Origin of the sequence: Komagataeibacter xylinus, from assembly GCF_009834365.1 — a bacterium.
Taxonomy (GTDB): domain Bacteria; phylum Pseudomonadota; class Alphaproteobacteria; order Acetobacterales; family Acetobacteraceae; genus Komagataeibacter; species Komagataeibacter xylinus_D.
Genome location: NZ_CP041348.1, coordinates 2,755,454 through 2,777,353, shown reverse-complemented (window position 1 = coordinate 2,777,353; position 21,900 = coordinate 2,755,454). Strand labels below are relative to the sequence as shown.

The following is a 21,900-nucleotide window of genomic DNA, read 5'->3' as shown; positions in this document are numbered from 1 at the left end:
CCATGATCCGTATGCGCCACACCAATGAGAGCCCGCATGAAGCGAGCGAGATCAATGTCACGCCGTTCATCGACGTGATGCTGGTGCTGCTGGTGATCTTCATGGTCACCGCCCCGCTAACCACGGTGAACGTGCCGGTGGACCTGCCGTCCTCGACCGAAAAGCCGACGCCGCGTCCGGATGATCCTGTGTTCCTCACCGTCAAGGCCGATCATGGGCTGGCGCTGGGAGAGGACGACATCAGCACCGATGCGCTTCCCGGAGCCCTGGAAACCGCGACGAAAGGCAACAAAGACGAGCGGATCTTCCTGCGTGCCGACAAAACGGTGGATTACGGCACGCTGATGGGGGTGATGGATAAGCTGCGGTCTGCCGGATACCTCAAGGTCGCGCTCGTCAACCTGCAGGGACAGGAAGAAGGCAGCGAAGCCGGGACGACGCCAGTTCCAGCTGGTGGTGGCGCGTCTTCTGCGACACCGACTGCTCCCGCCGCGCCTGCGTCCGGAGCGACACCGTGAGCGGCACGGCTGACATGGCGACGACAGGGGCTACAGACGCCACGCAGGATACGGTTTCACCGTCCTTCGCCGACTGGCAGCGAAGTCAGGCCCGTCTCGCCCGGCGGCATGACGCCATCCGCTGGGGTCTGTCCTTCCTTGCCGTGCTGGCGGTCACTGGCGGCAGCATCTGGTGGGTCATGCGCCTGCCGCCGCCGGTCATGGCCGTGCCCGAACTGCCGCCTGCCGCAATCGCCATCGACATGGCCCCGGAACCCGTCTCGACACCGACCCCGCCCACGGACGCACCGATCGGCCCGAAACAGACGCAGTCCATCCCCGATCCGACACCGGTCGAGCCGCCCAAGATCACGGCTCCGCCATCGCCCGCGCCCAATCCGCCGGTGCCGGTGCCCAAACCGGAAAAACCGCGCAAGATCGTCAAAAAGAGCAAGCCGGTCCCGAACCTCAAGAAGCCCATCCCGGACAAGACGCCGCCCGCCGAAGCGACAACCGCACCGCCGTCCTCGGAAGCGCCGCCCGCGCCCACACAGGCGGCTCCTGCTCCCGGTGCGTCGTCCTCCAAGGCATCACACGACCCGGTCACCTGGCAGGGGGCTTTGCTGGCGCAGCTTGAAAAGTTCAAGCGTTACCCATCCGACGCCATGGCCGACCATCAAGAGGGCGTGCCCACCGTAACCTTCTCGATGGACCGCAAGGGCCATGTGCTCTCCGTCACACTCGCCAGCTCTTCCGGCCATCCGCTGCTGGATCAGGAAGCCATTGCCCTGCCCAAACGTGCCCAGCCGCTACCCATCCCGCCGGACAGTGTCGCAGGCGAACTCATAACACTCACTGTTCCGGTGGAATTCTATCTCCACCATAACTGACCATTAATGGATAATAGGCATTTAGTTCAATCAATCGCTGCAGCCCATGCCATCCAGCAACACGTCCAGTGCGGCCGGGACCGGCGCTGACCCGACCTTTTCTTCAAGCAACTGGTTACTGATCGCCAGCATGGCCAGGCCATGCACCTGTGCCCAGCCTGCCGCTGCCAAAGCACTGACGGCAACCGGGCGGAAGCTGCCGTCGCGTTGTCCCCTTTCCAAAAGGCCCAGAAGAATCCCGAAGGTGCGCATGGCTGCGTCATGCAGTGGCGGGTCTATCGTCTTGTCGGCATCGGAACTGAACATCAGCCGGTAAAGGCCGGGGTTCTGGCAGGCGAACCTGATACAGGCCTGCGCCGCGGCCACGAATTGCGCGCGCGTGGAAGACAGGTCCGGCGATATGGCCTCGGTCAAATTCTTTCCAAGTCTGACAAAGCCGATCCGGGCCAGTTCGCGCAACAACGTCTCACGATCACGGAAATGCTTGTAGGGCGCTGCATGACTGACACCCGTGCGCCGCGCTACTTCCCGCAGGGTGAAGGCCCAGTTCTGGTCCGTGGCCAGCATGTCCAGCGCCGTGTCGATCAGGGCGCGGCGCAGATCACCGTGATGGTAGGGGCGGTCCTTGGTTTCACTCATTCGTGAGATCCATGTTTACACAAGAAACTTTCATTGACACCAGATCGTCATGCTTCCTATCCTGCCTGCATAAGTTTCTCCTGTAAACATGGAGGACGTGATGTCCAATGTCACCCCAGCTGACCTGCACCATATTCTCGATCGGCAGCGTGCCGCGTTCCTGAATGCCGGGCCACCCGACCTAAAACAGCGCCGGACCGATCTGCGTCGGCTGAAGGCTGAGATCCTGAAGCGGCGCACCGAGATCGTGCGCGCGCTGAAAACAGATTTCGGCCAGCGCTCGGAACGGGAAAGCGCCATCGTGGAACTGATCCCGCTAGTGCAGTCGATCAATTACATGATCGCCCATCTGGGGTGCTGGATGAAGCCGCAGCGCCGCCACGTCTCGGCCTATTTCCAGTGCGGTCGTGCCTGGGTGATCCGGCAACCGGTGGGTGTCGTGGGCATTATCGCGCCGTGGAACTATCCGATCTCGCTTGCCCTTGTGCCGCTGGCAACAGCGATTGCGGCTGGCAACCGAGCCATGCTCAAACCGTCGGAATTCACACCGACTACATCAGCGGTGATCGGCGAAATCGTTCGGGCCATTTTTCCGGCGGAGCAGATTTCTGTCGTGACTGGCAATGACGAAGTGGGGGCCGCGTTCTCGGCCCTGCCTTTCGATCATATCCTGTTTACCGGCAGCACGGCGATTGGAAAGAAGGTTGCTGAGGCGGCGGCACGCAATCTGACGCCGGTCACACTGGAGTTGGGCGGCAAGTCGCCGCTGGTGATCGCGCCCGGTTTTTCCATGCAGCGGGTGGCGGACCGCGTGGCATTCGGCAAGCTGACCAATGCCGGGCAGACCTGCATCGCACCGGATTATGTGCTGGTGCATGAAAACGACAGGGACGCTTTTGCCGCAGCCTATCAGGACGCCGTGAAAAAGCTGCATCCGGGCGGTTACGCCGGGTCGCCTGATTATACGGCCATTATCAACACGCATCATTACGAGCGGCTGAGCGGTCTTATCGATAATGCCGAAGCTCAGGGGGCACAGGTTATCCGGTTGGGAAGTGATTCAGCTACGGATCACGTCCTGGCCCCCGTGCTGCTGCTGGACGTCACGCCCCAGATGGCGGTCATGCAGGAGGAGATTTTCGGGCCTGTCCTGCCTGTGCTGACCTACAGGAACCTTGATGAAGCGATTGCCTTCATCAACGCGCGGCCCCACCCCCTGGCCCTGTATTATTTTGGCGACAACCGCGTTGAACGCGACAGGGTGTTGAAGAACACGGTTTCAGGAAACGTGACGATCAACGGCACATTGATGCATTATGTGCAGGACGACCTGCCGTTTGGTGGCGTGGGGGATAGTGGCATCGGGGCATACCATGGAAAAGAAGGCTTCATGGCACTCACACATGCCCGTGGTGTATACCGACAGGGGCGTTTCAATGCGGCAACGCTGCTTCAGCCACCCTTCGGCAGGTTTACCGACACCATCACCAATCTGATCCTGCGATGACGACGCGACATTACAGACTGTGGCCCCATCAGGCGCTGACGCGGCGATTTCCTGCCTGGGCACCACAATTCGTGCCGCTGGATTGTTGATTTTCACTGAGAACTGCCCCGGTTTTTCATCAGGAATTGACCCAGCCAGATGCTGTTTCAGGCATAGTCGGGCGGGCAGTCACGAAGAGAATCTGTCCTTTGTGTTTTTTGGCGCGGCAGTGCTGGCGCGGAATCTGTAGCTGTCATTTCCTGTCTCGGAGATATGACAGTGATGGGTCAGCCGATCGAGGAGCGCCGTTGTCATCTTCGGGTCACCAAAGACATCGCCCCATTCACTGAATGTGATGATGACACTGGTGCGCTCGTAGAGGTGGCTGAGCAGATGGAACAGCAGGGCGCCACCAGATGCGCTGAAGGGAAGATAACCAGGTTCATCAAGGATCACGAGATCCAGGCGGAGCAGCCTGTCGGCAATCTGTCCGGCGCGGCTGGCGGTCTTTTCATGTTCGAGCGCATTGACCAGGTCGACCGTTGACCAGAAGCGCGCCTTGCCCGAGCCAATCCGGTCCACGGCGGTCTCATGTTGTTAAAAATACCCCGCCGCGGCACGCCACCGAGTACGCGGAAGGCCTCGGCAAGCGCATCAAAAAGCATCTCGTGGGTCTGCAGGGGATAGGCCCTGAGTATGAAGGCCCGGCTGAAGGACAGTCTGGTGTGGACAATCTGCGGCTTGACGCGATGCCCGGCAATGACCGCCCAGTCCTCGCCCCAGTCGAACTGAAAGGCTTCCCCGGGCTGGAAGCACAGGGGCACGAAAACACCCCGACCCGCTGTCTGTCGTGCCTGGTGCTGTTCGTGTTTCCACTGCTGGATGAACGCGGCCACCCGTCCGTAGAATCCATCATAAACCAGTGCCACAAGATCCTCATGCAGTCGCCGCGCCGTGCGCCGGTTCCTGCGTGATCGGGCGGCTTCCAGGACCAGCCAGCCCCTCAGCCTGTCAGCAAACGGGTCCAGTCGGCCGGGACGTTCGGGGACCTGGAACCGCGGTTCAATACTCTCTGCCCGGAGATATTTCCGGATCGTATTGCGTGACAGTCCCGTCCGGCGTTCGATCTCGCGGATCGGAAGATGATCCCGGCAGTGCCACCGACGGATCACACTCAAAAGCGCCATGTCAATCACTCCTCAAACCCCCAGCAGATGCTGCCGGGGAGTGTGAAGGCATGGGTCAAATCTCGATGAAAATTTCCGCCCTATCCGGGTCAGTTCTCAGTGAAAATCAACATTCGCCAATTTCTCATCAAACCATGCCCAGGTTATGCGGCGCATCCTACGCGACAACCCGCTATTCCGGCGCTTCGGGGTGCATGGCCTGCGGCATGCCTTTGCGGTGCGCTGGCTGAAGGAAGGGAGGAATATCTATCGTCTGTCCCGGCATCTCGGACACAGTTCCGTGAAGGTGACCGAACAGAACTATCTGGGCTTCCTGGCCGTGGAGGAACAGGAGCGTGTCCAGTTCCAGGCTGAGCAGATTTTTGAAGGGGTCCCCACAAAATCCCCCACAATGGCCTGAAAAACCATCCCAAAACGACCAAAGCGCCCCGTAGGGCGATTGGTAATTTCTGCTTATTTTTCAATAAGTTCTGGCGGAGGGGAAGAGATTCGAACTCTCGATACGACTTGACATCGTATAACGGTTTAGCAAACCGCCGCCTTCAGCCACTCGGCCACCCCTCCGCCGAAGAGCGCGCATTATAAGTAACACGGCGTTTGCAGGGCTGCTTCTAGCGTGTTGGAGCGGCCCTGCATAGCCCTAAAATGCGTTAAAGCCCGTTTTTACAAAACTTTTTTCAGGGCTTCATTCACCATGGCCGGATTGGCCTTGCCCGCCATGGCTTTCATCACCTGGCCAACAAAAAAGCCGAACAGCCGGTCCTTGCCGCCACGGTATTCTTCTACCTTGTCAGCATTGCGAGCCATCACATCGGCTACAGCGGCATCGATCGCGCCGGTGTCGGTCACCTGCTTCAGGCCCTTGCGCTCGACAATGGCGGCAGCGCTGTCGCCCGTCTCGAGCATGTCCTCGAACACTTCCTTGGCGATCTTGCCATTGATCGTCTTGTCCGACACCAGATCCAGCATGCCACCAAGTGCTGCGGCCGAGATCGGACTGTCGGTAATGGCGCGGCCAGTGCGGTTGAGCGCGCCGAACAGGTCGCCCGTCACCCAGTTGGCGGCAAGGCGGGCATCGCGGCCCTTGGCCACTTCCTCGTAATAATCGGCAATGGCCTGCTCGGCCACCAGCACGCTGGCATCGTAGCGGGGGATGCCATATTCCTTGACGAAGCGGTCGCGCTTGTCATCAGGCAGTTCGGGCAGGCCGCGTTCCAGTTCGTCCACCCAGGCCTGATCCACGACCAGCGGCAGCAGGTCAGGGTCGGGGAAGTAGCGGTAATCATGCGCGTCTTCCTTGCTACGCAGCGAGCGGGTCTCGTTGCGGGCGGGGTCGAACAGGCGGGTTTCCTGATCCACCTCGCCGCCATCTTCCCACACCTCGATCTGGCGCGTGGCCTCGACCTCGATGGCGTGCATCACATAACGGATCGAATTGACGTTCTTGATCTCGCAGCGCGTGCGGAACGGCTCGCCCGCCTTGCGCACCGACACGTTCACGTCGGCACGCATCGAGCCTTCTTCCATGTTGCCATCGCACGTGCCCAGATAGCGCAGGATCTGGCGCAGCTTGCGCAGGTAGGCACCAGCCTCCTCCGGGCAGCGGATATCCGGCTCGCTCACGATCTCCATCAGCGCCACGCCAGCCCGGTTGAGGTCGATGAAGGAGCGGGCAGGGTCCTGGTCATGCATCGACTTGCCCGCATCCTGCTCCATATGCAGACGCGTGATGCCGATGTGGCGCACGGTGCCATCGCTCAGTTCGATCTCGACCGTGCCTTCACCCACGATCGGGTGTGTGAACTGGCTGATCTGGTAGCCCGTGGGCAGATCGGCATAGAAGTAGTTCTTGCGGTCAAACCGGCTTTCCAGGTTGATGCGCGCGCGCAGGCCAAGCCCCGTGCGGATGGCCTGGGCCACGCATTCCTGGTTCAGCACCGGCAGCATGCCCGGAAAGCCCGCATCGACCAGGCTCACATGTGTGTTCGGCTCACCGCCATAGGAGGCTGATGCGCCGGAAAACAGTTTGGAGTGGCTGATGACCTGCGCATGGACCTCAAGGCCCACCACGATTTCCCAAGCGCCGGTCTTGCCTTCGATCGTGTAGGTCATTTCGCGGCCTCCGCACGGATGGCAGGACGGTGGGTGAAGCCTGCAGCCTGTTCCAACGCGCTGCCGGTCGCCAGCAGGGTTTCCTCGTCAAACGGGCGGCCGATAAGCTGCAGCCCAAGCGGCAGACCGGTCGCACCGAGCCCCACAGGCACGGACATGGCGGGCATGCCAGCCATGGAGGCGGGCACGGTGAAAATATCGTTCAGGTACATCTGGACCGGATCATCACTCTGTTCACCCTGCGCGAAGGCAGGGGTGGGCGCGGTGGGGGTGAGCAGGACATCCACCTTCTGGAACGCCTCGGTAAAGTCGCGGCGGATGAGGGTGCGAACCTTCTGGGCCTTCAGATAATAGGCATCGTAATAACCAGCCGAGAGCACATAGGTGCCCATCATGATGCGGCGGCGCACCTCGGGGCCGAAGCCCGCGCGGCGGGTCGCTTCATACATGGCATCAAGCGTCTCACCTGGCACGCGCTCACCAAAACGAAGGCCATCGTAGCGGGCAAGATTGGAGGAACACTCGGCAGGGGCCACGATATAGTAGGTGGCCAGGCCATATTTGGTGTGGGGCAGGGACACATCCACAATTTCGCAGCCTGCCGCCCTGAGCCATTCAATGCCCTGCTGCCATGCTGTTTCAATCTCGGCAGACAGGCCCTCGGCACGGTATTCAGCGGGGATGCCCACCTTCAGCCCCTTGAGGCTGCGGCCTATGGCTGCGGAATAATCCGGCACGTCGCAATTAACGCTGGTGCTGTCACGCTCGTCAAAACCGGCCATGGACTGGAGCATGATGGCGCAGTCGCGCACGCTGCGCGCCATCGGCCCTGCCTGATCGAGCGAAGAGGCATAGGCAATGGTGCCAAACCGGCTGCACCGGCCATAGGTGGGCTTGAGCCCCACAATGCCACAATAGGCGGCAGGCTGGCGGATGGACCCGCCGGTATCAGTGCCGGTTGCGCCCATGGCAAGCCCTGCCGCCACGGCGGCGGCTGATCCGCCCGATGAGCCACCGGGCACCAGCGCCGCGTCATCACCATTGCGCTTCCATGGGTTTTCAACCGGGCCGAAGGCAGAGGTGATGTTGGCTGACCCCATGGCGAATTCATCAAGGTTGGTCTTGCCCACGAACACCGCGCCATCGCGCAGCAGGTTGGCCGTGACCGTGCTTTCGTAGGGGGGCACGAAGTTCTTGAGGATATTGCTCGCCGCCGTGGTCCGCACGCCATTGGTGCAGAACAGGTCCTTGATGCCCAGCGGGATGCCGGTCAGGCTGCGGGCCTCGCCTTTGGCCAGCACTTCATCCGCCTGCTGCGCTGCCTTGAGTGCGCCATCGGCAGTGGTGGTGATATAGGCGTTCAGGCGCGGGTTGAGCGCGGCGATGGCGTCGGTATGCGCGCGCACCAGCTCCACGGCGCTGAATTTGCGCGCACGCAGGCCGCTGGCGGCATCGGCGATTGTCAGTTCGGTCAGGCTCATTTTATTCAACAACCTTGGGCACGGTATAGAAGGGGCCAACGCCGTCAGGCGCGTTGGACAGCACGGCATCGCGGCAGTTGCCATCGGTCACCACGTCCGGGCGCGTGCGCAGGGCGGCATGACCCGTGCCGACCATGGGGGTCACCCCCTCGACATCGACCTCATTCAACTGCTCGACCCAACCGAGGATCCCGTTAAGCTCCCCTTGCAGGGCGGGAACATCAGACTCGTCAATACCAATCCGTGCCAGTCTGGCAATGCGGCGGACGGTCGCGGGATCAAGCGACATGAAGCAATAACTTTCCATCAGAACAGGGGCAGAATATCCTGCGGCGCAGGACCGCTGAGGAACATACCCCCGACCATGCCCCTGTTCAACATATCCGATCTCCGCGCAGGCCTGCGCCGCGACCAGCGCCTGCTTGGCCTTGACCCCGGCAAAAAGACAATCGGCATCGCCCTGTCCGATGTGGGGCTGATGCTGGCCTCCCCACATATGGGGCTCAGGCGCGGCAAACTGTCGGTCAATGCGGCTGAAATCAGCCAGATTGCCCGCGCGCAGGATGTGGGCGGCCTGGTGGTGGGCCTGCCACTGTCGCTTGATGGCAGCTTTGGCCCCGCCGCTCAGGCGGCGCGGGACTGGACGCTGAACCTGTCTGACATGACCGGACTGCCTGCGGCCATGTGGGATGAACGGCTTTCTTCCTCCGCCGTGAACCGCTTCCTGATCGCGGAGGCCGACATGACGCGCCAGCGCCGGGGCGCGGTGGTGGACCAGATGGCGGCGGCTTACATATTACAGGCCGCCCTTGATGCGTCGATCCCGCAAGGGTAGGGGCACTTTCGAATTCGTGATGGCATGACTGGATTGTGCCAAACCCGGACCCCGGCGGTGCGGGGGCTGCTATGCTGGCCCCACCACCGGCGCGCACCGGGACGTGACCCCTCCCACACGCTTCTTTCGCCGGACCCATGTTGCATAAACAAGGATGCCCGGCCATGCGCCTGCCACACCTGCCGTACCTTCATATTCATGTGCACGACCGCCCGCTGGCAGGCGACCCGCACCCGCACAACCTGTTTCACTGGAAGCTGTATTTCTGCGAGGCGATCGCCACCGCCATCCTCATGATCCTCGGCCTGAGCGCGGTCATCGTGCTCAGCGCGCCGGCCAGCCCGCTCGGGGCTGTGCTCATGCACCATCCCTATATCCAGACCGCGCTGTGCGGGCTGTGCTTTGGCCTGTCAGGCACGGCGGCGGCCATGACGCCGTTCGGCAAGGTCAGCGGGGCGCATATCAACCCCTCCGTAACCCTGGCGTTCTCGCTCGCCAAACGCATCGGCGGGGTGGATGCGCTGAACTACATGATCGCGCAGGTGATCGGCGCCTTTCTGGGCACGGCCGTGGTGTACGAAGCCGGCAGGCTGATCGCATGGTGGGGCAACATGGCCGTAGCGGTGCATTATGGTGCCACCGTGCCGTATGGCCATATCTCGATCTGGTGGGCCATGTGGTCGGAAATGTTCGTGACCGCAGCGCTGATCGCCATGCTGTACTGGCTGGCGGCCCACCCGCGATGGAAGTTCATCACGCCATGGTCGGGCGGGCTGTTCTTTCTCGTGCTTAACCCGATTACGGCATGGCTTTCTGGCAATAGCGTCAATTTTGCGCGTACGCTGGCCCCGGCACTGTTCGCGGGACAATGGTCAGGGTTGTGGATTTATGTGGTAGGACCCTTTGCCGGGGCGTCGCTTGCGGTCATGGCGATCCGCATGAACCTGCTGGGCAAGCTGCACCTGCTTGAGGCGCGTCTGGTCAATTTTGGCCACCATGGCCGCGTGCCGGGGCTTGATGATCCGCACCGCAAGCTCAACCACCCCGATGATCCCGACCATGTGCCCCCCGGCGCCGGACCGGCCTGAACCGGCAGGCCCGCGCAAGGCGCAACCCACACGTGACATATTCCGTTATTTTGCTACGGGAGGATTAGCGGCCATAGTGCCGCGCCGCCATGCCTGCCATGGGCTGCCGAGGGAGAGTGCATAAGAATGAAGCGTTTTTTCAACACGCGCGAAACCGTTGTAACCGAAGCGCTGGACGGGTTCCTGCGCTCAAGCGCGGGCCATCACCTGTGCCGCCTGGATGGCTACCCCGATACCTGCGTGATCATGCGCCGCGAGATCGACCGCCGCGAGGTTTCGGTCATTTCGGGGGGTGGATCCGGGCATGAACCTGCGCATGCGGGTTTTGTGGGCCATGGCATGCTGACTGCGGCGGTGTGTGGTGCGCTGTTTGCCTCTCCCTGCGTTGATGCGATCCTGGCCGCGATCCTGGCAACAACAGGAGAGGCGGGCTGCCTTCTGGTGGTCAAGAATTACACCGGCGACCGGCTGAACTTCGGCCTCGCCGCCGAGCGTGCCCGCGCGCTGGGCAAGAAAGTGGAAATGGTGATCGTGGGCGATGACATCGCCCTGCCGGGTTCGGCCACCCCGCGCGGTGTTGCGGGCACGGTGCTGGCGCACAAGCTGGCGGGCTATGGTGCGGCACAGGGCTGGTCTTTGGAACACGTGACCGAATTCGTGCGCGACGGCACGAAGCGCATGCGCACCATCGGCCTGGCGCTGGAGGACTGCAACCCCTATGAACCCGCCCGCGCCAGCCGCCTGGCCTCCGATCAGGCCGAGCTTGGCCTTGGCATTCATGGTGAGCCGGGGGCGCAGCGCATTGCCGTGGCCCGCGCCAATGACCTGATGGCACAGGCCGCCAGCACGCTGGAGGCCAGCCTTCCCACCACCGTGCGTAATACCCGCTTCGCCCTTGTGCTCAACAACCTCGGCACCGTGCCGGAGGTGGAAATGGCGCTGTTGCTGGAATCCTTCAGCCACACGCCGCTTGCCCGCCGCATCTCGCACGTGATCGGCCCGGCACCGCTCATGACGGCGTTGGACATGAACGGCTTCTCGCTTACCCTGATCGAGCTTGACGAGGCCATTACCACTGCCCTGCGGGCTCCGGCCCAGCCACGGGCGTGGCCCGGCATCGCCACGTTTGGCAGCCCCAGCGTGGCCCCCATGCCCGCCATGCCCGATGCCTTTCCCTTCACGCCCAGCCATGATGCGGCTATAGCCAGCCTGCTGGCGCGGGGGGCTGAAATACTGGTGGCCAACGAGGCCGCGCTGAACGAACTCGATGGCAGGATCGGTGATGGCGATGCAGGCTCCACCTTTGCCAGTGCCGCACGTGACATCACCGCCGTGCGCGACCGCCTGCCCATGAACAACCCGCATCAACTCATGGCCACCATCGGCAATATCCTGACCCAGCATGCCGGCGGCTCGAGCGGGGTGCTGTTTGCCATCATGTTCTCGGCGGCAGGGCGCAGCAAACAGCCCTGGCAGCAAGCCCTGCGCGAAGGGCTGGCCCATATGATGGAATGCGGCGGTGCCAAACCGGGCGATCGCACCATGATCGATGCGCTTTACCCCGCCCTTGAGGCGCTGGCTGCAGATGGTGGCCTGAAACAGGCAGCCCTGGCCGCGCGCAAGGGCGCCGATGCCACTACCACCATGGACACCGCCCGCGCAGGCCGCGCCGCCTACGTGCCCAGCGAGCATGTACGCAACGTGCCCGACCCCGGCGCCGAGGCCGTGGCCCGCCTGCTTGAAGGGCTCGCGGCTGGCTGAAACACCGTGCGGGACGCCTTTTGAGGATCGTCCCGCGCAAGGGCTATGGGGCAGGGGACGACGCTGGCCCGGCCGCCTGCGCCCGTGCTTGCCCTGACACTCTCTTCGTCAAGCACCCTTTCAGCCCCCCACAATGCGCGCCCTGTCATGAAGGAAAAAGGGCAAGGATGGCCTTGACTTTACTTTTTATTTCAATGCCAAAAAAAACCGGACCTGCAATATTTCAGATTGCAGAGCACGCTAATTATTTTATGATTATTGGTATTTTTTACCATAATCAATGGAAATGGCAAAACAAACGCCTGAACCATCATTCTTAATATAGGTTATTTTTTATAATAATATCAGAAAAACAAGAAACAGAAATTTATTCATTAAGGGATAGGGTGGCCCATCGTAATACATGACCACCCCAGTCAGAAAATCAGGCTTTTCTGACGAATTCTGATTTCAGGTTGATTGCGCCAACACCAGCAATCTTGCAGGCAATATTGTGCCCGTCCGTGCCATCAACCAGACGGATACCCTTGACCTTGGTGCCGCCCTTGATCACGGAGGAGGCCCCCTTGATCTTGAGGTCCTTGATCACCGTAACACTATCGCCATCGGCCAGAACATTGCCATTGGCATCGCGGATCTCGCCAGGCCCATCCGCAGTACCTGCCGCATTGTCCTGCGGGTTCCATTCACACCCGCACTCCGGGCAGGTCCACAGGCTACCGTCGGGGTAGACATGTTCGCACCCGCATTCGGGGCATTTGAGGTCGTTTTCCATAATTATCCTTACTGTCCTGACCTACGCCCATAAAGCACGCAGGCCCTGACAGAAAGGATATGGATCATGCAGAGGTGATTTTTCTGGCTGCAGCCAACCCCGACAGGCCAGAGGGTGTCTGCCCCTTACTGCTGGGGCGCCGTGCCGCCATGGGTGCTGACACCGGGGCCACCACCGCCATCCGAACCACCACCGGCGGGCTTGGGTTTGTCGCACCCGGCAAGACAGGTCAGAACGGCAGCAGCCATCATCATCCGCGCAAGGTTTCGCATTGGTTTTCTCCTCTCCAGCTATTCTGGCTTTCAAGAGGGGTAAACCGCCGGACCGCACCACGGTTGCGTATGAAAACAGGGCAGCGCTGCGCCAGCAGGCCTGCGGCGCACATCTCGCGCATGCGCATGCAGCAGCGATGGCGGTGCTGGAGGGAAGGATATTCCATCCGGTGCCTGTCCGTCTGTTCGGGGCTGCCCTAGCGGACAGCCTGCTTGCGGAAAAAACGCTCGACAGCCAGCATGCCAAGCAACAGCGCGACGCCAAAGCCTTCGCGTGTATGGTCGATGAGGTAACGCATAACGGCCTCCTCCATTTGGCTTGTCAGCTTCATACTGACGCATCACCCACGCCAGCGGAAGTAAAAACGCACACATCGCTCTTCACGATATGGAACTGATCGCACAGGCAGGTCGGGTGTTGCGCATCCGTGGCCGATTTTTTTCTCTTCCGCCTGCACAGGTTCAAACAACCCATTAAAGAAGTTTTTGGTAAGGCTTTTTTCAAAAAGCTTCAAAAAACACCGCCGGTCTGAACTCAGGCGACAACACAAACTTTTATCGTTTTGTATCAACACATTATTTTTAAATAATCGCTTGAAATGTGAAAACCGTTTTTGAGAAAACGTTATGGCCTTCCCTTGCCAGCGCCCAGCACCAAGGCATAGGAAAAAGATCATGCCATGCATCCTGCCCAACAGCCCCGCCCGTTTCATATGCCCTCACGCCCGCCAGAGGGAAGGGGGCATGCCATGACCCGTATTTTCATTGATGCCGATGCCTGCCCGGTGCGTGACGAGACCTATCGCGTCGCACTGCGCTACGGGCTGCAGACCTTTGTCGTGTCAAACAGCCTGCTGGCCGTGCCGGCCTCGCCGCTGATCGAGCGCGTGGTCGTGACACAGGGCATGGACGTAGCTGATGACTGGATTGCCGAGCATGCAGCCGCGCATGACATTGTCATATCAGCCGATATTCCACTGGCCGCGCGCTGTGTCGCACGCGGGGCCTGTGTGCTCGACCCCAAGGGTCGCATTCTTGATGATAACGCCATCGGCATGGCGCTGGCCGTGCGCAACCTCATGACCGACCTGCGGGATACCGGCGTCGTGACCCAGAGCAATCGCGGCTTTACCCGTGCTGACCGCTCCACGTTTCTCTCCGCACTTGATACCGCCGTGGTCAAGGCCCGCAAACGCGCTTCTGGGCACGGGCGGCCGCTGCCTGTCGTGCCGCCCACGGCATGATTGCGGCGGGCGCGTAAAACAACACGCCACCTGAAACAAAAATGCCGCCCGCTCCGTAAGGAGCGCGCGGCACAAAGACTGTGAACGCCGCCTTTTTGAAGAAAAGGCGGCACCCAAAACTTTTACCTGCTCTTACTTCTGTGCAGCCTTGGCAAACAGGGCGGAGATCGCATCCTGCGCCTCGGTCTGGATGGCCTTGAGGTGGGCCTCGCTCTTGAAGCTCTCGGCATAGATTTTATAGACATTTTCCGTGCCGGAGGGGCGGGCGGCAAACCAGCCATCCCTGGCCGAGACCTTCAGGCCCCCAATGGCCGCGCCATTGCCCGGTGCGTTGGTCAGCGTGCTGACAATCGGCTCGCCTGCAAGTTCGCTCATGCCGATCTGCTCGGGTGAGAGATTCTTGAGGATGGCTTTCTGCGCCGGGTCTGCAGGCGCGTCGATCCGGGCATAGTACGGTGTGCCAAGGCGCTTGGTCATGGCTTCGTATGCGGCACCCGGGGTCTGCCTGGTGCGGGCCGTGATCTCGGCGGCAAGCAGGCCAAGGATGATGCCGTCCTTGTCCGTGCTCCACACCGTGCCATCGCGGCGCAGGAAGGAAGCGCCTGCGCTTTCCTCGCCACCAAAGCCGAGCGTGCCGTTATACAGGCCATCGACAAACCACTTGAAGCCAACCGGCACTTCCACCAGCTTACGGCCGATTTCCTTGGCCACGCGGTCGATCATGCTGCTGCTGACCACCGTCTTGCCAACACCGGCTGCGGGGTTCCAGTTGGCGCGGTTGTTGAACAGAAACTCGATGGCCGTGGCAAGGTAGTGGTTGGGGTTCATCAGCCCGTACTTACCCGACACGATGCCATGGCGGTCAGCATCGGTATCGTTGGCGAATGCGATGTCAAAGCGGTCCTTCATCTGCACCAGGCGCGCCATGGCGTAGGGCGATGAACAATCCATGCGGATCTGGCCATCCCAGTCGGCGGTCATGAAGCGGAAGGTGGGGTCCACTTCCTTGCTCACGATGGTGGCGTTGATGCCGTATTTGTCAATGATCGGCTGCCAGTAATCCACTGCCGCCCCGCCAAGCGGGTCAATACCGATGGAAATGCCGGATTCACGGATGATGTCCATGTCCACCACGGCGGCGAGATCATCCACATACGGGTTGATGTAGTCATGCCGCCTGGTGGTGGGGGCCTTGAGCGCCTGCTCGAACGGCACGCGGTCCACGCCCTTCATGCCCTTGGCCATGTAGTCGTTCGCCGCGTTCTCGATCACCTTGGTGATGTCGGTATCAGCCGGGCCGCCATGGGGCGGGTTATATTTGAAGCCGCCATCCTCAGGCGGGTTGTGCGAGGGCGTAATCACCACGCCATCAGCCAGGTCGCTGCTACGGCCACGGTTGCACGTCAGGATGGCATGCGAGATGACGGGGGTGGGGGTGTAGCCGTCCTTGTCATCAATGCGCACTTCAATGCCATTGGCGGCAAAGACTTCAAGTGCTGACTTCAGCGCCGGGCGCGAGAGCGCATGCGTGTCGATGCCGATGAACAGCGGCCCGGTAATGCCCGCATTCTTGCGGTAGTCGGCAATGGCCTGGCTGATCGAGAGAATATGGTTTTCATTGAAGCTGGTGTGGAGCGATGAGCCCCGGTGCCCCGAGGTGCCAAACGCCACCCGCTGCGTGGCAATGGCTGGATCAGGCTTGCGGGTATAATAGGCATCAAGCAGGGCATCGATATTGACAAGACGGTCCGGATCGACCGGCTTGCCGGCAAAAGGGCTTACGCTGGGCATTGACTGCTCCCGAAATACATTATGAAAAAGCGCATATTCCAACAAATTTTCTTACAGCCCGCCCCGGCAGGCGTCCAGCCACGCAATGCAGGAAAATGAACCGGAGGCGGTAAGGAAACGCATCATGCCATGACACTGGCGCGCGCTCTGGGCGAATGACATTGAACTATATCAAAATCCGGACCTTTTCCGTTTCCTTGTCCGCCCATCACGTTCCCGCGTGGGCATGTTGCGTGGGGCAGGGGGCATGCCTACCCTCAGGGCATGAACATACCATCATCACCCGATCACGCCGAGCACCTGCGCCGCGACAGACTGGAGCGCCTGATCCGGCGCCTGCCCGCGCGGGGCGAACAGGCCATGCGCTGGCTGCTTGAACCCGGCAGGGTCGTATTGCGCGGCATTATGGGCAGCCTGCTGATCGTGGGGGGCGTGCTCGGCTTCCTGCCGGTGCTGGGTTTATGGATGCTTCCGCTCGGTATTATCCTGCTGGCGGAGGATGTACCCCTCCTGCGCAGGCTGAGCGCGCGCATGCTTGAATGGATCGAACGCCGCCACCCCACCTGGCTCGCACCCGCTTCCCCACCGGAACAGAATATAAAGTAGGGGCGGGAGCCCACCACTCATGCAGGGCCGCATTTCCGCCTGCTTCACAGCACTCACGACGCAGAGCATGACACCCGGCGTCTCACAGGGCCAAAAAAAACCGGGAGGCCTGAGGGGACACTCCCGGTTCCGTGAAATGTTTCAGGCAGATGGGGCTGCCGAATTCATGGGCTGCTGGTCTAGCTGTTGAATGTCAGGGTCATGTTGCCTTCAGCCATGCCAAAGGACGTGCCATAGGGCTGCGACAGGGCCTGGATCTTTTCGTGAATCCGGGTCCGATCCGCGCCCTGGGCAAGATAGGGCACGCCACGTTTATGCGCAGACTGGCCCAGCCCCAGCGTAACGGGATGGATCTCGACCGCCTTCAGGGCGCCATCTTCAAAATGGCAGATCGGCATGATGCTGTCCCAGAACCGCTGGTCCGAAGGGAAGCCCTTCGTGTCGTTCTCGCTGCGCCCCTTGTACAGGCGGTGGGGCGTCATGTCCGGCGTGTAGCGGAAGGCGGTGTAGGAATCCATGGGCAGGCGCGACACCAGCTCATTCTGGCCAATGAAGTTGCCAAGACCATGGAAAATGGGGGTATTTTTGTAAACCTCGACCCCACGCACAAGATGGGGGCCATGGCAGGCCACGAGCGAGGCCCCGGCCTCGACCACCTTATGGGTGAACTCATGCAGGAAGGCGGCCGGAACTTCAATATCCGGCACGCCGGATGCATTGTAGTCACTCTCATGCGCATGGATGCTGACCACAACCGCGTCGGAAACCATTCTGGCTTCTTCGACCCATTTGATGATTTCGGCCAGATCCTGCTGATTGGAGCGGGTTTTGACGCGCGTTTCATCGCTCGTTGCAAACTGCAGCCCGTCAAACGGGAGCGTGCCTTCAGGCGGGCGGAAGGAAAAGCCCTGCCGGATCTTCTCTTCCAGAATGTCCTGCAGGCCAAGGCGGCCATAGATGGCGCGAAGCTGGACCATTTCCTCCGGCGTGACCTGGTAGGATTTATGGTAGTGCAGCGGATTGATACCCGGCCGCCCCGCCATGAGCCCCGTCTGGGCCGAAGCCTCCTGCCCACGCGCGAATGTGGATGTGCACGAGATCAGGGCAACAGTGCCCGCTGGCGTCGTGATGTAGGCAGGCCTGCGTGCTTCTTCGAGATTGGTGCCAATGCCGGCATACACCATTTCGCGCTCATCAAGCGCGTGCATCATCTTGCGCAGTCCCGCGATGCTGTAGTCCAGACTGTGATTGGTTGCTGCCGCGTAAAGGTTGAAGCCGGCTTCATCGAGTTCATCAAGCACCCAGCATGGTGCGCCAAAATGCGTGCCGCCATGGTCAAGCGCCGGATCACCTTCAAAATCATTGGCAACGAATTCAAGGTTGGTAAAACCGACATCACACGCGCGGATCATATCGAACAGGGGGGCAATGGCAGGATCGATCTGGCTGTTCAGGCGTCGGAAAAGAATGGAATCCCCGGTCAAGGCTACACGCATGGATCAGTTCCTTTCTGCACGGATTTTGAGCAGTCCATCAAGGACGGCGGTCGCGGTCGCGAAATCGGCCATTTCGAGATGTTCATGAGGGTTATGGCTGCCATTTTCATTCCGCACGAAAATCATTTCCGTCGGAATATTCTGATGGGCGAATGTTGCCGCATCATGCCCGGCACCGCTTGCCATTGTCACGGCCGGAACATCCAGCGCGCGGCATACGGCCAGCGTATCGTTCTGGAGCTGGCTGTCCATCAGCGCGGGTTTGCTGCCCGTGCGTTCACCCAGTTCGACTTTTACATTATGGCGTTTTTCAATATTGCGCACTACAGCCTGAATATGGCCGTCTACTTCATGCAGCAGGGCGGTGTCCTGTGAGCGCACATCAAGCGCGAAGGAAACCTTGCCCGCTACAGCCGCGAAGTTCGCCTGCTGGGCATCGGTATGGCACACGCCGAAGGTCAGGGTCAGGGCCTTGCCCGCGGCTTCCAGTTCTTTCCAGTAAGCGTGCAGCGTGTTGACCAGATCGGCCATGGCAACGACAGCATCCGAACGAAACGCGCGCGGGGTCGCACCCGAATGGGCATATTCGCCCAAGATGCAGGCATGGCGGTAACGCAGGCTGCCACAGATACCCGATACAACACCAATAACGGCATCATTATTGGGCAGGACAGGTCCCTGTTCAATATGCAGCTCGACAAAACAGTCTATATCGGCCGGGTCAAGTATACCCTTATGCGGCGCCTGCGGGCTGCCGCCACATTCGGCCATGTGCTGGGCCAGCGTGCGGCCCGTATCGAAGCGCGTGGCCTGCAGGTCTTTTTCCGTCAGCAGGTCAAAGGCGGTCCGGCTGCCGATGTAGGATACGGGAAACCAGACACTTTCCTCCGCCCGCGTCACGATTACGGTCGTGTCGCGCTCGGGCGTGAAACCATCCTTGACCCAGCGGCACAGGATGGAAAGCCCGGCCAGCACACCGGCCGCGCCATCATAATTACCGCCGCAGGGGACCGTATCGATATGTGATCCGGTCATGACGGCGGGCTTGCTCCGGTCGCGTCCCGGCAGGGTCAGGAACAGGTTGCACGCCCAGTCCCGGCGGATTTCCAGCCCATGCTCGCGCGCAATGCCGCAGAGCACTTCATGGGCCTCGTTTTCCTTTTCGCTATAGGAGGGACGGGTCATGCCCAGCCCATCGAAGCTCATGGCATGCAGGGTATCAAACACTGCCTGACCAAACTGCTGGTGAAAAGACGTGACACTCATAGGCCGGAAACTCTCTGTCCTGATAAGGTGAAGTAATTTTAGGAACTAGATGGACTTTCCCGAAAGGAAGGAAATGAATTTTTCAACAAATTCCTGTCTTCTGGCCTTGAAAACCATAAGACCTATTTCCCTTTTTTTTACAAAATCGGGAATATCGATACATTTTATATTTTTATATTTTCTGATCTGCTGGCACGAAGGAATGATCGCAACACCTGCATTGTTGGATACCATATCCAGAATGAGGCTGATCTCTTCCGTTTCCGCAATGTCATCCGGCATCAGGCTGTGCATTTTCAGGAAGCTGCTGATACTGCTGCCACCAAACGAGCGGCTGTCATAGCGGATGAACGGATACTGGTTGAGGATGCGTTTCCATTCCTTTCCCTGCACGCTTTCATGCATGACCAGAACATAAGGCTGATCGATAAGGGGCACCCATTCCATGTGCGGAATGAGGCTGAACGGCGGCTTGACCATGATCGCCACGTCGAGTTCCCTAGCCTCGAGCTTCTGGAGCAGGGCGAGGGAAACATCCACGCTGACCGAGAAGAGGATATCTGAAAAACTTTTCAGGAATTCCGCCATGGCGGGGGCCAGCAGGGAACTGTAACCTGTGGAAATGACACCAACCTTGATGGTGCCACTGATGGTGTTGTCACGCGGGATATCACGCATGCGCTCGAACAGTGCGATGATCTCCCCCGCACGCTCGACAGCAGCCAGCCCGGCCTTGCTCAGATGCACGGCACGGCCGGTCCGTTCGAACAGAGGATAGCCGAATTCCAGTTCAAGCCGCTTGATCTGCGCGCTGACGGCCGACTGGGTCAGGCCTACCTTTTCAGCGGTTGCGGCAAAGCTTTCAAGCTGGGCGGCCACCAGGAATGTGCGCAATTCCGTTATCATCATACAACACTTTTTTTGGGCCTCAGAAGCAAAAATTAACGATATTTTTGTTGCTTATTTTTGTTCTATAATCGAAATTATAGGGAATGCAAGAGATTTTGGCCGCAGAAGGGGAAGATTAAAGTGCCTCTTGTAATATCAGTAAGTTCTGCCCGGATGCCCGGACTTCCCTGCGGGCTCGGTGTTGTGGGCCCGGCCCGGATATTCGGTTGCCTGCATTCACAAAACTGCCTGAATACGGCTTCCGGCACGCTGTTTTTCTGTTCTGTCATGAATGGCTGATTATTGATGCGCACAAAAAACCAGAACGTGCCCCTTCCTTCGCCTGCATCCCCGGTAGCGGGCCGCATGGCGTGGCGCAGGTTTGCCATATGCACGGCAACAGTCATGATGTGCGTGATCTGTTACGGCGACCGCGCCGCCCTTTCTGTCGCCCTGCCTGATATCGTGCACGATTTCGGCCTGAGTGCCAGCCAGGCAGGGTGGGTGCTTTCCAGTTTCCTGTGGTCGTATTTCTTCCTCAACCTGCCATCCGCCATCGTGCTCGACAGGCTGGGTCCGCGCGTTGTGGGCATTCTGGCCGTTGCCATCTGGTCCGCCGCCATGGTCGAGGGCAGTCTGGCCCTGTCGATCCCCGCCTTCCTGCTCTCGCGCGTGGTGCTGGGCATGGGGGAGGCCCCCACCTTTGCCCTTGGCGCCAAGGTCATGCGGCAATGGTCATCACCCGACAGGTGCGGGCTGATGATGACCGTGTTCACCAGCGGCATTTCCATCGGGCTTGCCTCCGGCGCCATCGCCGCAGGCTACCTGGTGGAGCAGCACGGCTGGCGCATGGCCTTCCGCGTGCTGGCGGCGATCGGATTTGTCTGGTGTCTGGCCTGGTTTTTCCTTTACCCCCCGCAGACTGAAAAATGCGGCTCCCCGCAGTCCGTAACGCGGTTTTCCGTCAGGCCGTTCTTTGCGTCGCGTTCCTTCTGGGGCGTGGTGATTGCCCAGTGCTGTGTCAATTACGCCAACTTCCTCATGATGTCGTGGCTGCCGGTTATCCTCAAGCAGCGGATGAACCTCTCGGTGTTCGATGCCAGTTGCTATACGGCCTACTGCTATGCTGGCGCCGTGGTCATCTCGCTCGTGGCCGGCCGGATTGGCGAGGGGCTGCATGTCGCGAACGCGGGCGCACCGGGCAGCCGCAGGCGCATCGTCGCCCTGTGCCTTGCCATGGTTGCGCTGATCGGCTTCCTGCCTTTCTGCCATTCCACCGCGCTGTCCATGCTCTGCCTTGTGCTGAGCATGGGGTTTGTCACCGCGGGCAGTGGTGCGAACATGGCCCTGCTGGCCGACCTGCTGGTCGGGCAGGAAGCGCTGGGCGCCGCCAACGGCCTGGTGCTGACCTTCAGTAACGGCATGGGCATCCTGGCGCCCGTGGTGACAGGATATATCCTGCAGTTTACGGGAAGTTTCGAATACGTATTCTACATGGTGGCGGCCCTGGTAATGGCCGGGGCGGCAGCGGTCATGGTCCTGCCCCGCGCCACCATTACACTTCATGCCACGACAAAGGGATAATG

21 protein-coding genes, 1 tRNA gene and 2 pseudogenes are annotated in these 21,900 nt (G+C 60.4%); 10 read left to right on the top strand and 14 right to left on the bottom strand.

All coding sequences use genetic code 11. From position 1 onward, the window contains the following. Positions 1-2: 2 nt before the first annotated feature. Both exbD and FMA36_RS13300 read left to right on the top strand, forming a co-directional pair. On the top strand, positions 3-518 hold the full coding sequence (gene exbD / locus FMA36_RS13305) for a TonB system transport protein ExbD (RefSeq protein ID WP_159262820.1): 516 nt from the start codon (positions 3-5) through the stop codon (positions 516-518). Then, the gene (locus tag FMA36_RS13300) at positions 515-1,387 is read left to right on the top strand and encodes an energy transducer TonB (RefSeq protein WP_159262819.1); all 873 of its coding nucleotides are present in this window, start codon (positions 515-517) and stop codon (positions 1,385-1,387) included. Before exbD ends, FMA36_RS13300 begins: the two co-directional genes overlap by 4 nt. A 30-nt stretch (positions 1,388-1,417) precedes the next feature. Here the strand turns inward: FMA36_RS13300 and FMA36_RS13295 are convergent, their stop codons facing one another. Beyond that, positions 1,418-2,026 (bottom strand): TetR/AcrR family transcriptional regulator, encoded by a 609-nt coding sequence (locus FMA36_RS13295; RefSeq protein WP_159262818.1) that lies wholly within the window; start codon positions 2,024-2,026, stop codon positions 1,418-1,420. A 100-nt stretch (positions 2,027-2,126) separates the two neighbouring features. Here FMA36_RS13295 and FMA36_RS13290 point away from each other — a divergent pair, with 100 nt between their 5' ends. Then, positions 2,127-3,533 carry a coniferyl aldehyde dehydrogenase gene (locus tag FMA36_RS13290; RefSeq protein WP_159262817.1) on the top strand — a complete coding sequence of 469 codons (1,407 nt, stop codon included), beginning with the start codon at positions 2,127-2,129 and terminating at the stop codon, positions 3,531-3,533. 168 nt (positions 3,534-3,701) lie between these two features. Here the strand turns inward: FMA36_RS13290 and FMA36_RS19305 are convergent. Together FMA36_RS19305 and istA are read right to left on the bottom strand one after the other, a co-directional pair. Continuing rightward, a pseudogene (locus tag FMA36_RS19305) lies at positions 3,702-4,073 on the bottom strand (ATP-binding protein); the annotation flags it as partial. Further along, positions 4,065-4,699: pseudogene (istA, locus tag FMA36_RS19300) on the bottom strand (IS21 family transposase); the annotation flags it as partial. The pseudogenes istA and FMA36_RS19305, both read right to left, overlap by 9 nt. 145 nt (positions 4,700-4,844) lie before the next feature. On the opposite strand from istA, the gene FMA36_RS13280 reads away from it, so the two are divergent. Continuing rightward, positions 4,845-5,099 carry a tyrosine-type recombinase/integrase gene (locus FMA36_RS13280; protein ID WP_240906361.1) on the top strand — a complete coding sequence of 85 codons (255 nt, stop codon included), beginning with the start codon at positions 4,845-4,847 and terminating at the stop codon, positions 5,097-5,099. A 71-nt stretch (positions 5,100-5,170) separates the two neighbouring features. On the opposite strand, the gene FMA36_RS13275 is transcribed toward FMA36_RS13280, so the two are convergent. From FMA36_RS13275 to gatC, 4 genes are all read right to left on the bottom strand, one after another. Continuing rightward, positions 5,171-5,263 (bottom strand) — tRNA-Ser (locus tag FMA36_RS13275). A 99-nt stretch (positions 5,264-5,362) separates the two neighbouring features. Further along, on the bottom strand, positions 5,363-6,811 hold the full coding sequence (gene gatB / locus FMA36_RS13270) for an Asp-tRNA(Asn)/Glu-tRNA(Gln) amidotransferase subunit GatB (RefSeq protein ID WP_159262816.1): 1,449 nt from the start codon (positions 6,809-6,811) through the stop codon (positions 5,363-5,365). After that, positions 6,808-8,292 carry an Asp-tRNA(Asn)/Glu-tRNA(Gln) amidotransferase subunit GatA gene (gatA, locus tag FMA36_RS13265; RefSeq protein ID WP_159262815.1) on the bottom strand — a complete coding sequence of 495 codons (1,485 nt, stop codon included), beginning with the start codon at positions 8,290-8,292 and terminating at the stop codon, positions 6,808-6,810. Before gatA ends, gatB begins: the two co-directional genes overlap by 4 nt. 1 nt (position 8,293) lies before the next feature. Further along, positions 8,294-8,581 carry an Asp-tRNA(Asn)/Glu-tRNA(Gln) amidotransferase subunit GatC gene (gatC, locus tag FMA36_RS13260; RefSeq protein WP_078527604.1) on the bottom strand — a complete coding sequence of 96 codons (288 nt, stop codon included), beginning with the start codon at positions 8,579-8,581 and terminating at the stop codon, positions 8,294-8,296. 75 nt (positions 8,582-8,656) lie between these two features. On the opposite strand from gatC, the gene ruvX reads away from it, so the two are divergent. The 3 genes from ruvX (at position 8,657) to FMA36_RS13245 (ending at position 11,976) form a co-directional block, all read left to right on the top strand. Then, entirely contained in the window at positions 8,657-9,127 is a 471-nt protein-coding gene (gene ruvX / locus FMA36_RS13255) for a Holliday junction resolvase RuvX (protein ID WP_159262814.1), read from the top strand. Between the two features lie 164 nt (positions 9,128-9,291). After that, positions 9,292-10,215, top strand: coding sequence for an MIP/aquaporin family protein (locus FMA36_RS13250; RefSeq protein ID WP_159262813.1), 924 nt, complete (start codon positions 9,292-9,294; stop codon positions 10,213-10,215). Positions 10,216-10,341: 126 nt separating this feature from the next. Continuing rightward, on the top strand, positions 10,342-11,976 hold the full coding sequence (locus tag FMA36_RS13245) for a dihydroxyacetone kinase subunit DhaK (RefSeq protein WP_159262812.1): 1,635 nt from the start codon (positions 10,342-10,344) through the stop codon (positions 11,974-11,976). 424 nt (positions 11,977-12,400) lie between these two features. Here FMA36_RS13245 and FMA36_RS13240 read toward each other — a convergent pair whose 3' ends face one another. The 3 genes from FMA36_RS13240 to FMA36_RS13235 form a co-directional block, all read right to left on the bottom strand. Then, complete coding sequence (locus tag FMA36_RS13240) at positions 12,401-12,751, bottom strand: zinc ribbon domain-containing protein YjdM (RefSeq protein ID WP_167518035.1); 351 nt, start codon at positions 12,749-12,751, stop codon at positions 12,401-12,403. 125 nt (positions 12,752-12,876) lie between these two features. Further along, on the bottom strand, positions 12,877-13,023 hold the full coding sequence (locus FMA36_RS19195; protein ID WP_167370158.1) for a hypothetical protein: 147 nt from the start codon (positions 13,021-13,023) through the stop codon (positions 12,877-12,879). 341 nt (positions 13,024-13,364) lie between these two features. Next, the gene (locus FMA36_RS13235; RefSeq protein WP_159262811.1) at positions 13,365-13,700 is read right to left on the bottom strand and encodes a hypothetical protein; all 336 of its coding nucleotides are present in this window, start codon (positions 13,698-13,700) and stop codon (positions 13,365-13,367) included. A gap of 72 nt (positions 13,701-13,772) precedes the next feature. On the opposite strand from FMA36_RS13235, the gene FMA36_RS13230 reads away from it, so the two are divergent. Next, on the top strand, positions 13,773-14,267 hold the full coding sequence (locus tag FMA36_RS13230; protein ID WP_159262810.1) for a YaiI/YqxD family protein: 495 nt from the start codon (positions 13,773-13,775) through the stop codon (positions 14,265-14,267). 132 nt (positions 14,268-14,399) lie between these two features. Here the strand turns inward: FMA36_RS13230 and pgm are convergent, their stop codons facing one another. Further along, on the bottom strand, positions 14,400-16,058 hold the full coding sequence (gene pgm / locus FMA36_RS13225) for a phosphoglucomutase (alpha-D-glucose-1,6-bisphosphate-dependent) (protein ID WP_159262809.1): 1,659 nt from the start codon (positions 16,056-16,058) through the stop codon (positions 14,400-14,402). 264 nt (positions 16,059-16,322) lie between these two features. On the opposite strand from pgm, the gene FMA36_RS13220 reads away from it, so the two are divergent. Then, on the top strand, positions 16,323-16,664 hold the full coding sequence (locus FMA36_RS13220; protein ID WP_159262808.1) for a hypothetical protein: 342 nt from the start codon (positions 16,323-16,325) through the stop codon (positions 16,662-16,664). 179 nt (positions 16,665-16,843) lie between these two features. Here FMA36_RS13220 and FMA36_RS13215 read toward each other — a convergent pair whose 3' ends face one another. The 3 genes from FMA36_RS13215 to FMA36_RS13205 are packed head-to-tail and all read right to left on the bottom strand — an operon-like array spanning position 16,844 to position 20,320. Then, entirely contained in the window at positions 16,844-18,160 is a 1,317-nt protein-coding gene (locus tag FMA36_RS13215) for a CapA family protein (protein WP_159262807.1), read from the bottom strand. 3 nt (positions 18,161-18,163) lie between these two features. Then, on the bottom strand, positions 18,164-19,426 hold the full coding sequence (locus tag FMA36_RS13210) for a Zn-dependent hydrolase (protein WP_159262806.1): 1,263 nt from the start codon (positions 19,424-19,426) through the stop codon (positions 18,164-18,166). Between the two features lie 45 nt (positions 19,427-19,471). Beyond that, a complete protein-coding gene (locus tag FMA36_RS13205; protein ID WP_159262805.1) occupies positions 19,472-20,320 on the bottom strand; it encodes a LysR family transcriptional regulator in 849 nt (282 codons plus the stop codon). A gap of 321 nt (positions 20,321-20,641) precedes the next feature. Between FMA36_RS13205 and FMA36_RS13200 the strand changes: the two genes are divergently transcribed. Further along, entirely contained in the window at positions 20,642-21,898 is a 1,257-nt protein-coding gene (locus FMA36_RS13200; RefSeq protein WP_159262804.1) for an MFS transporter, read from the top strand. The last annotated feature ends 2 nt before the right edge of the window (positions 21,899-21,900 follow it).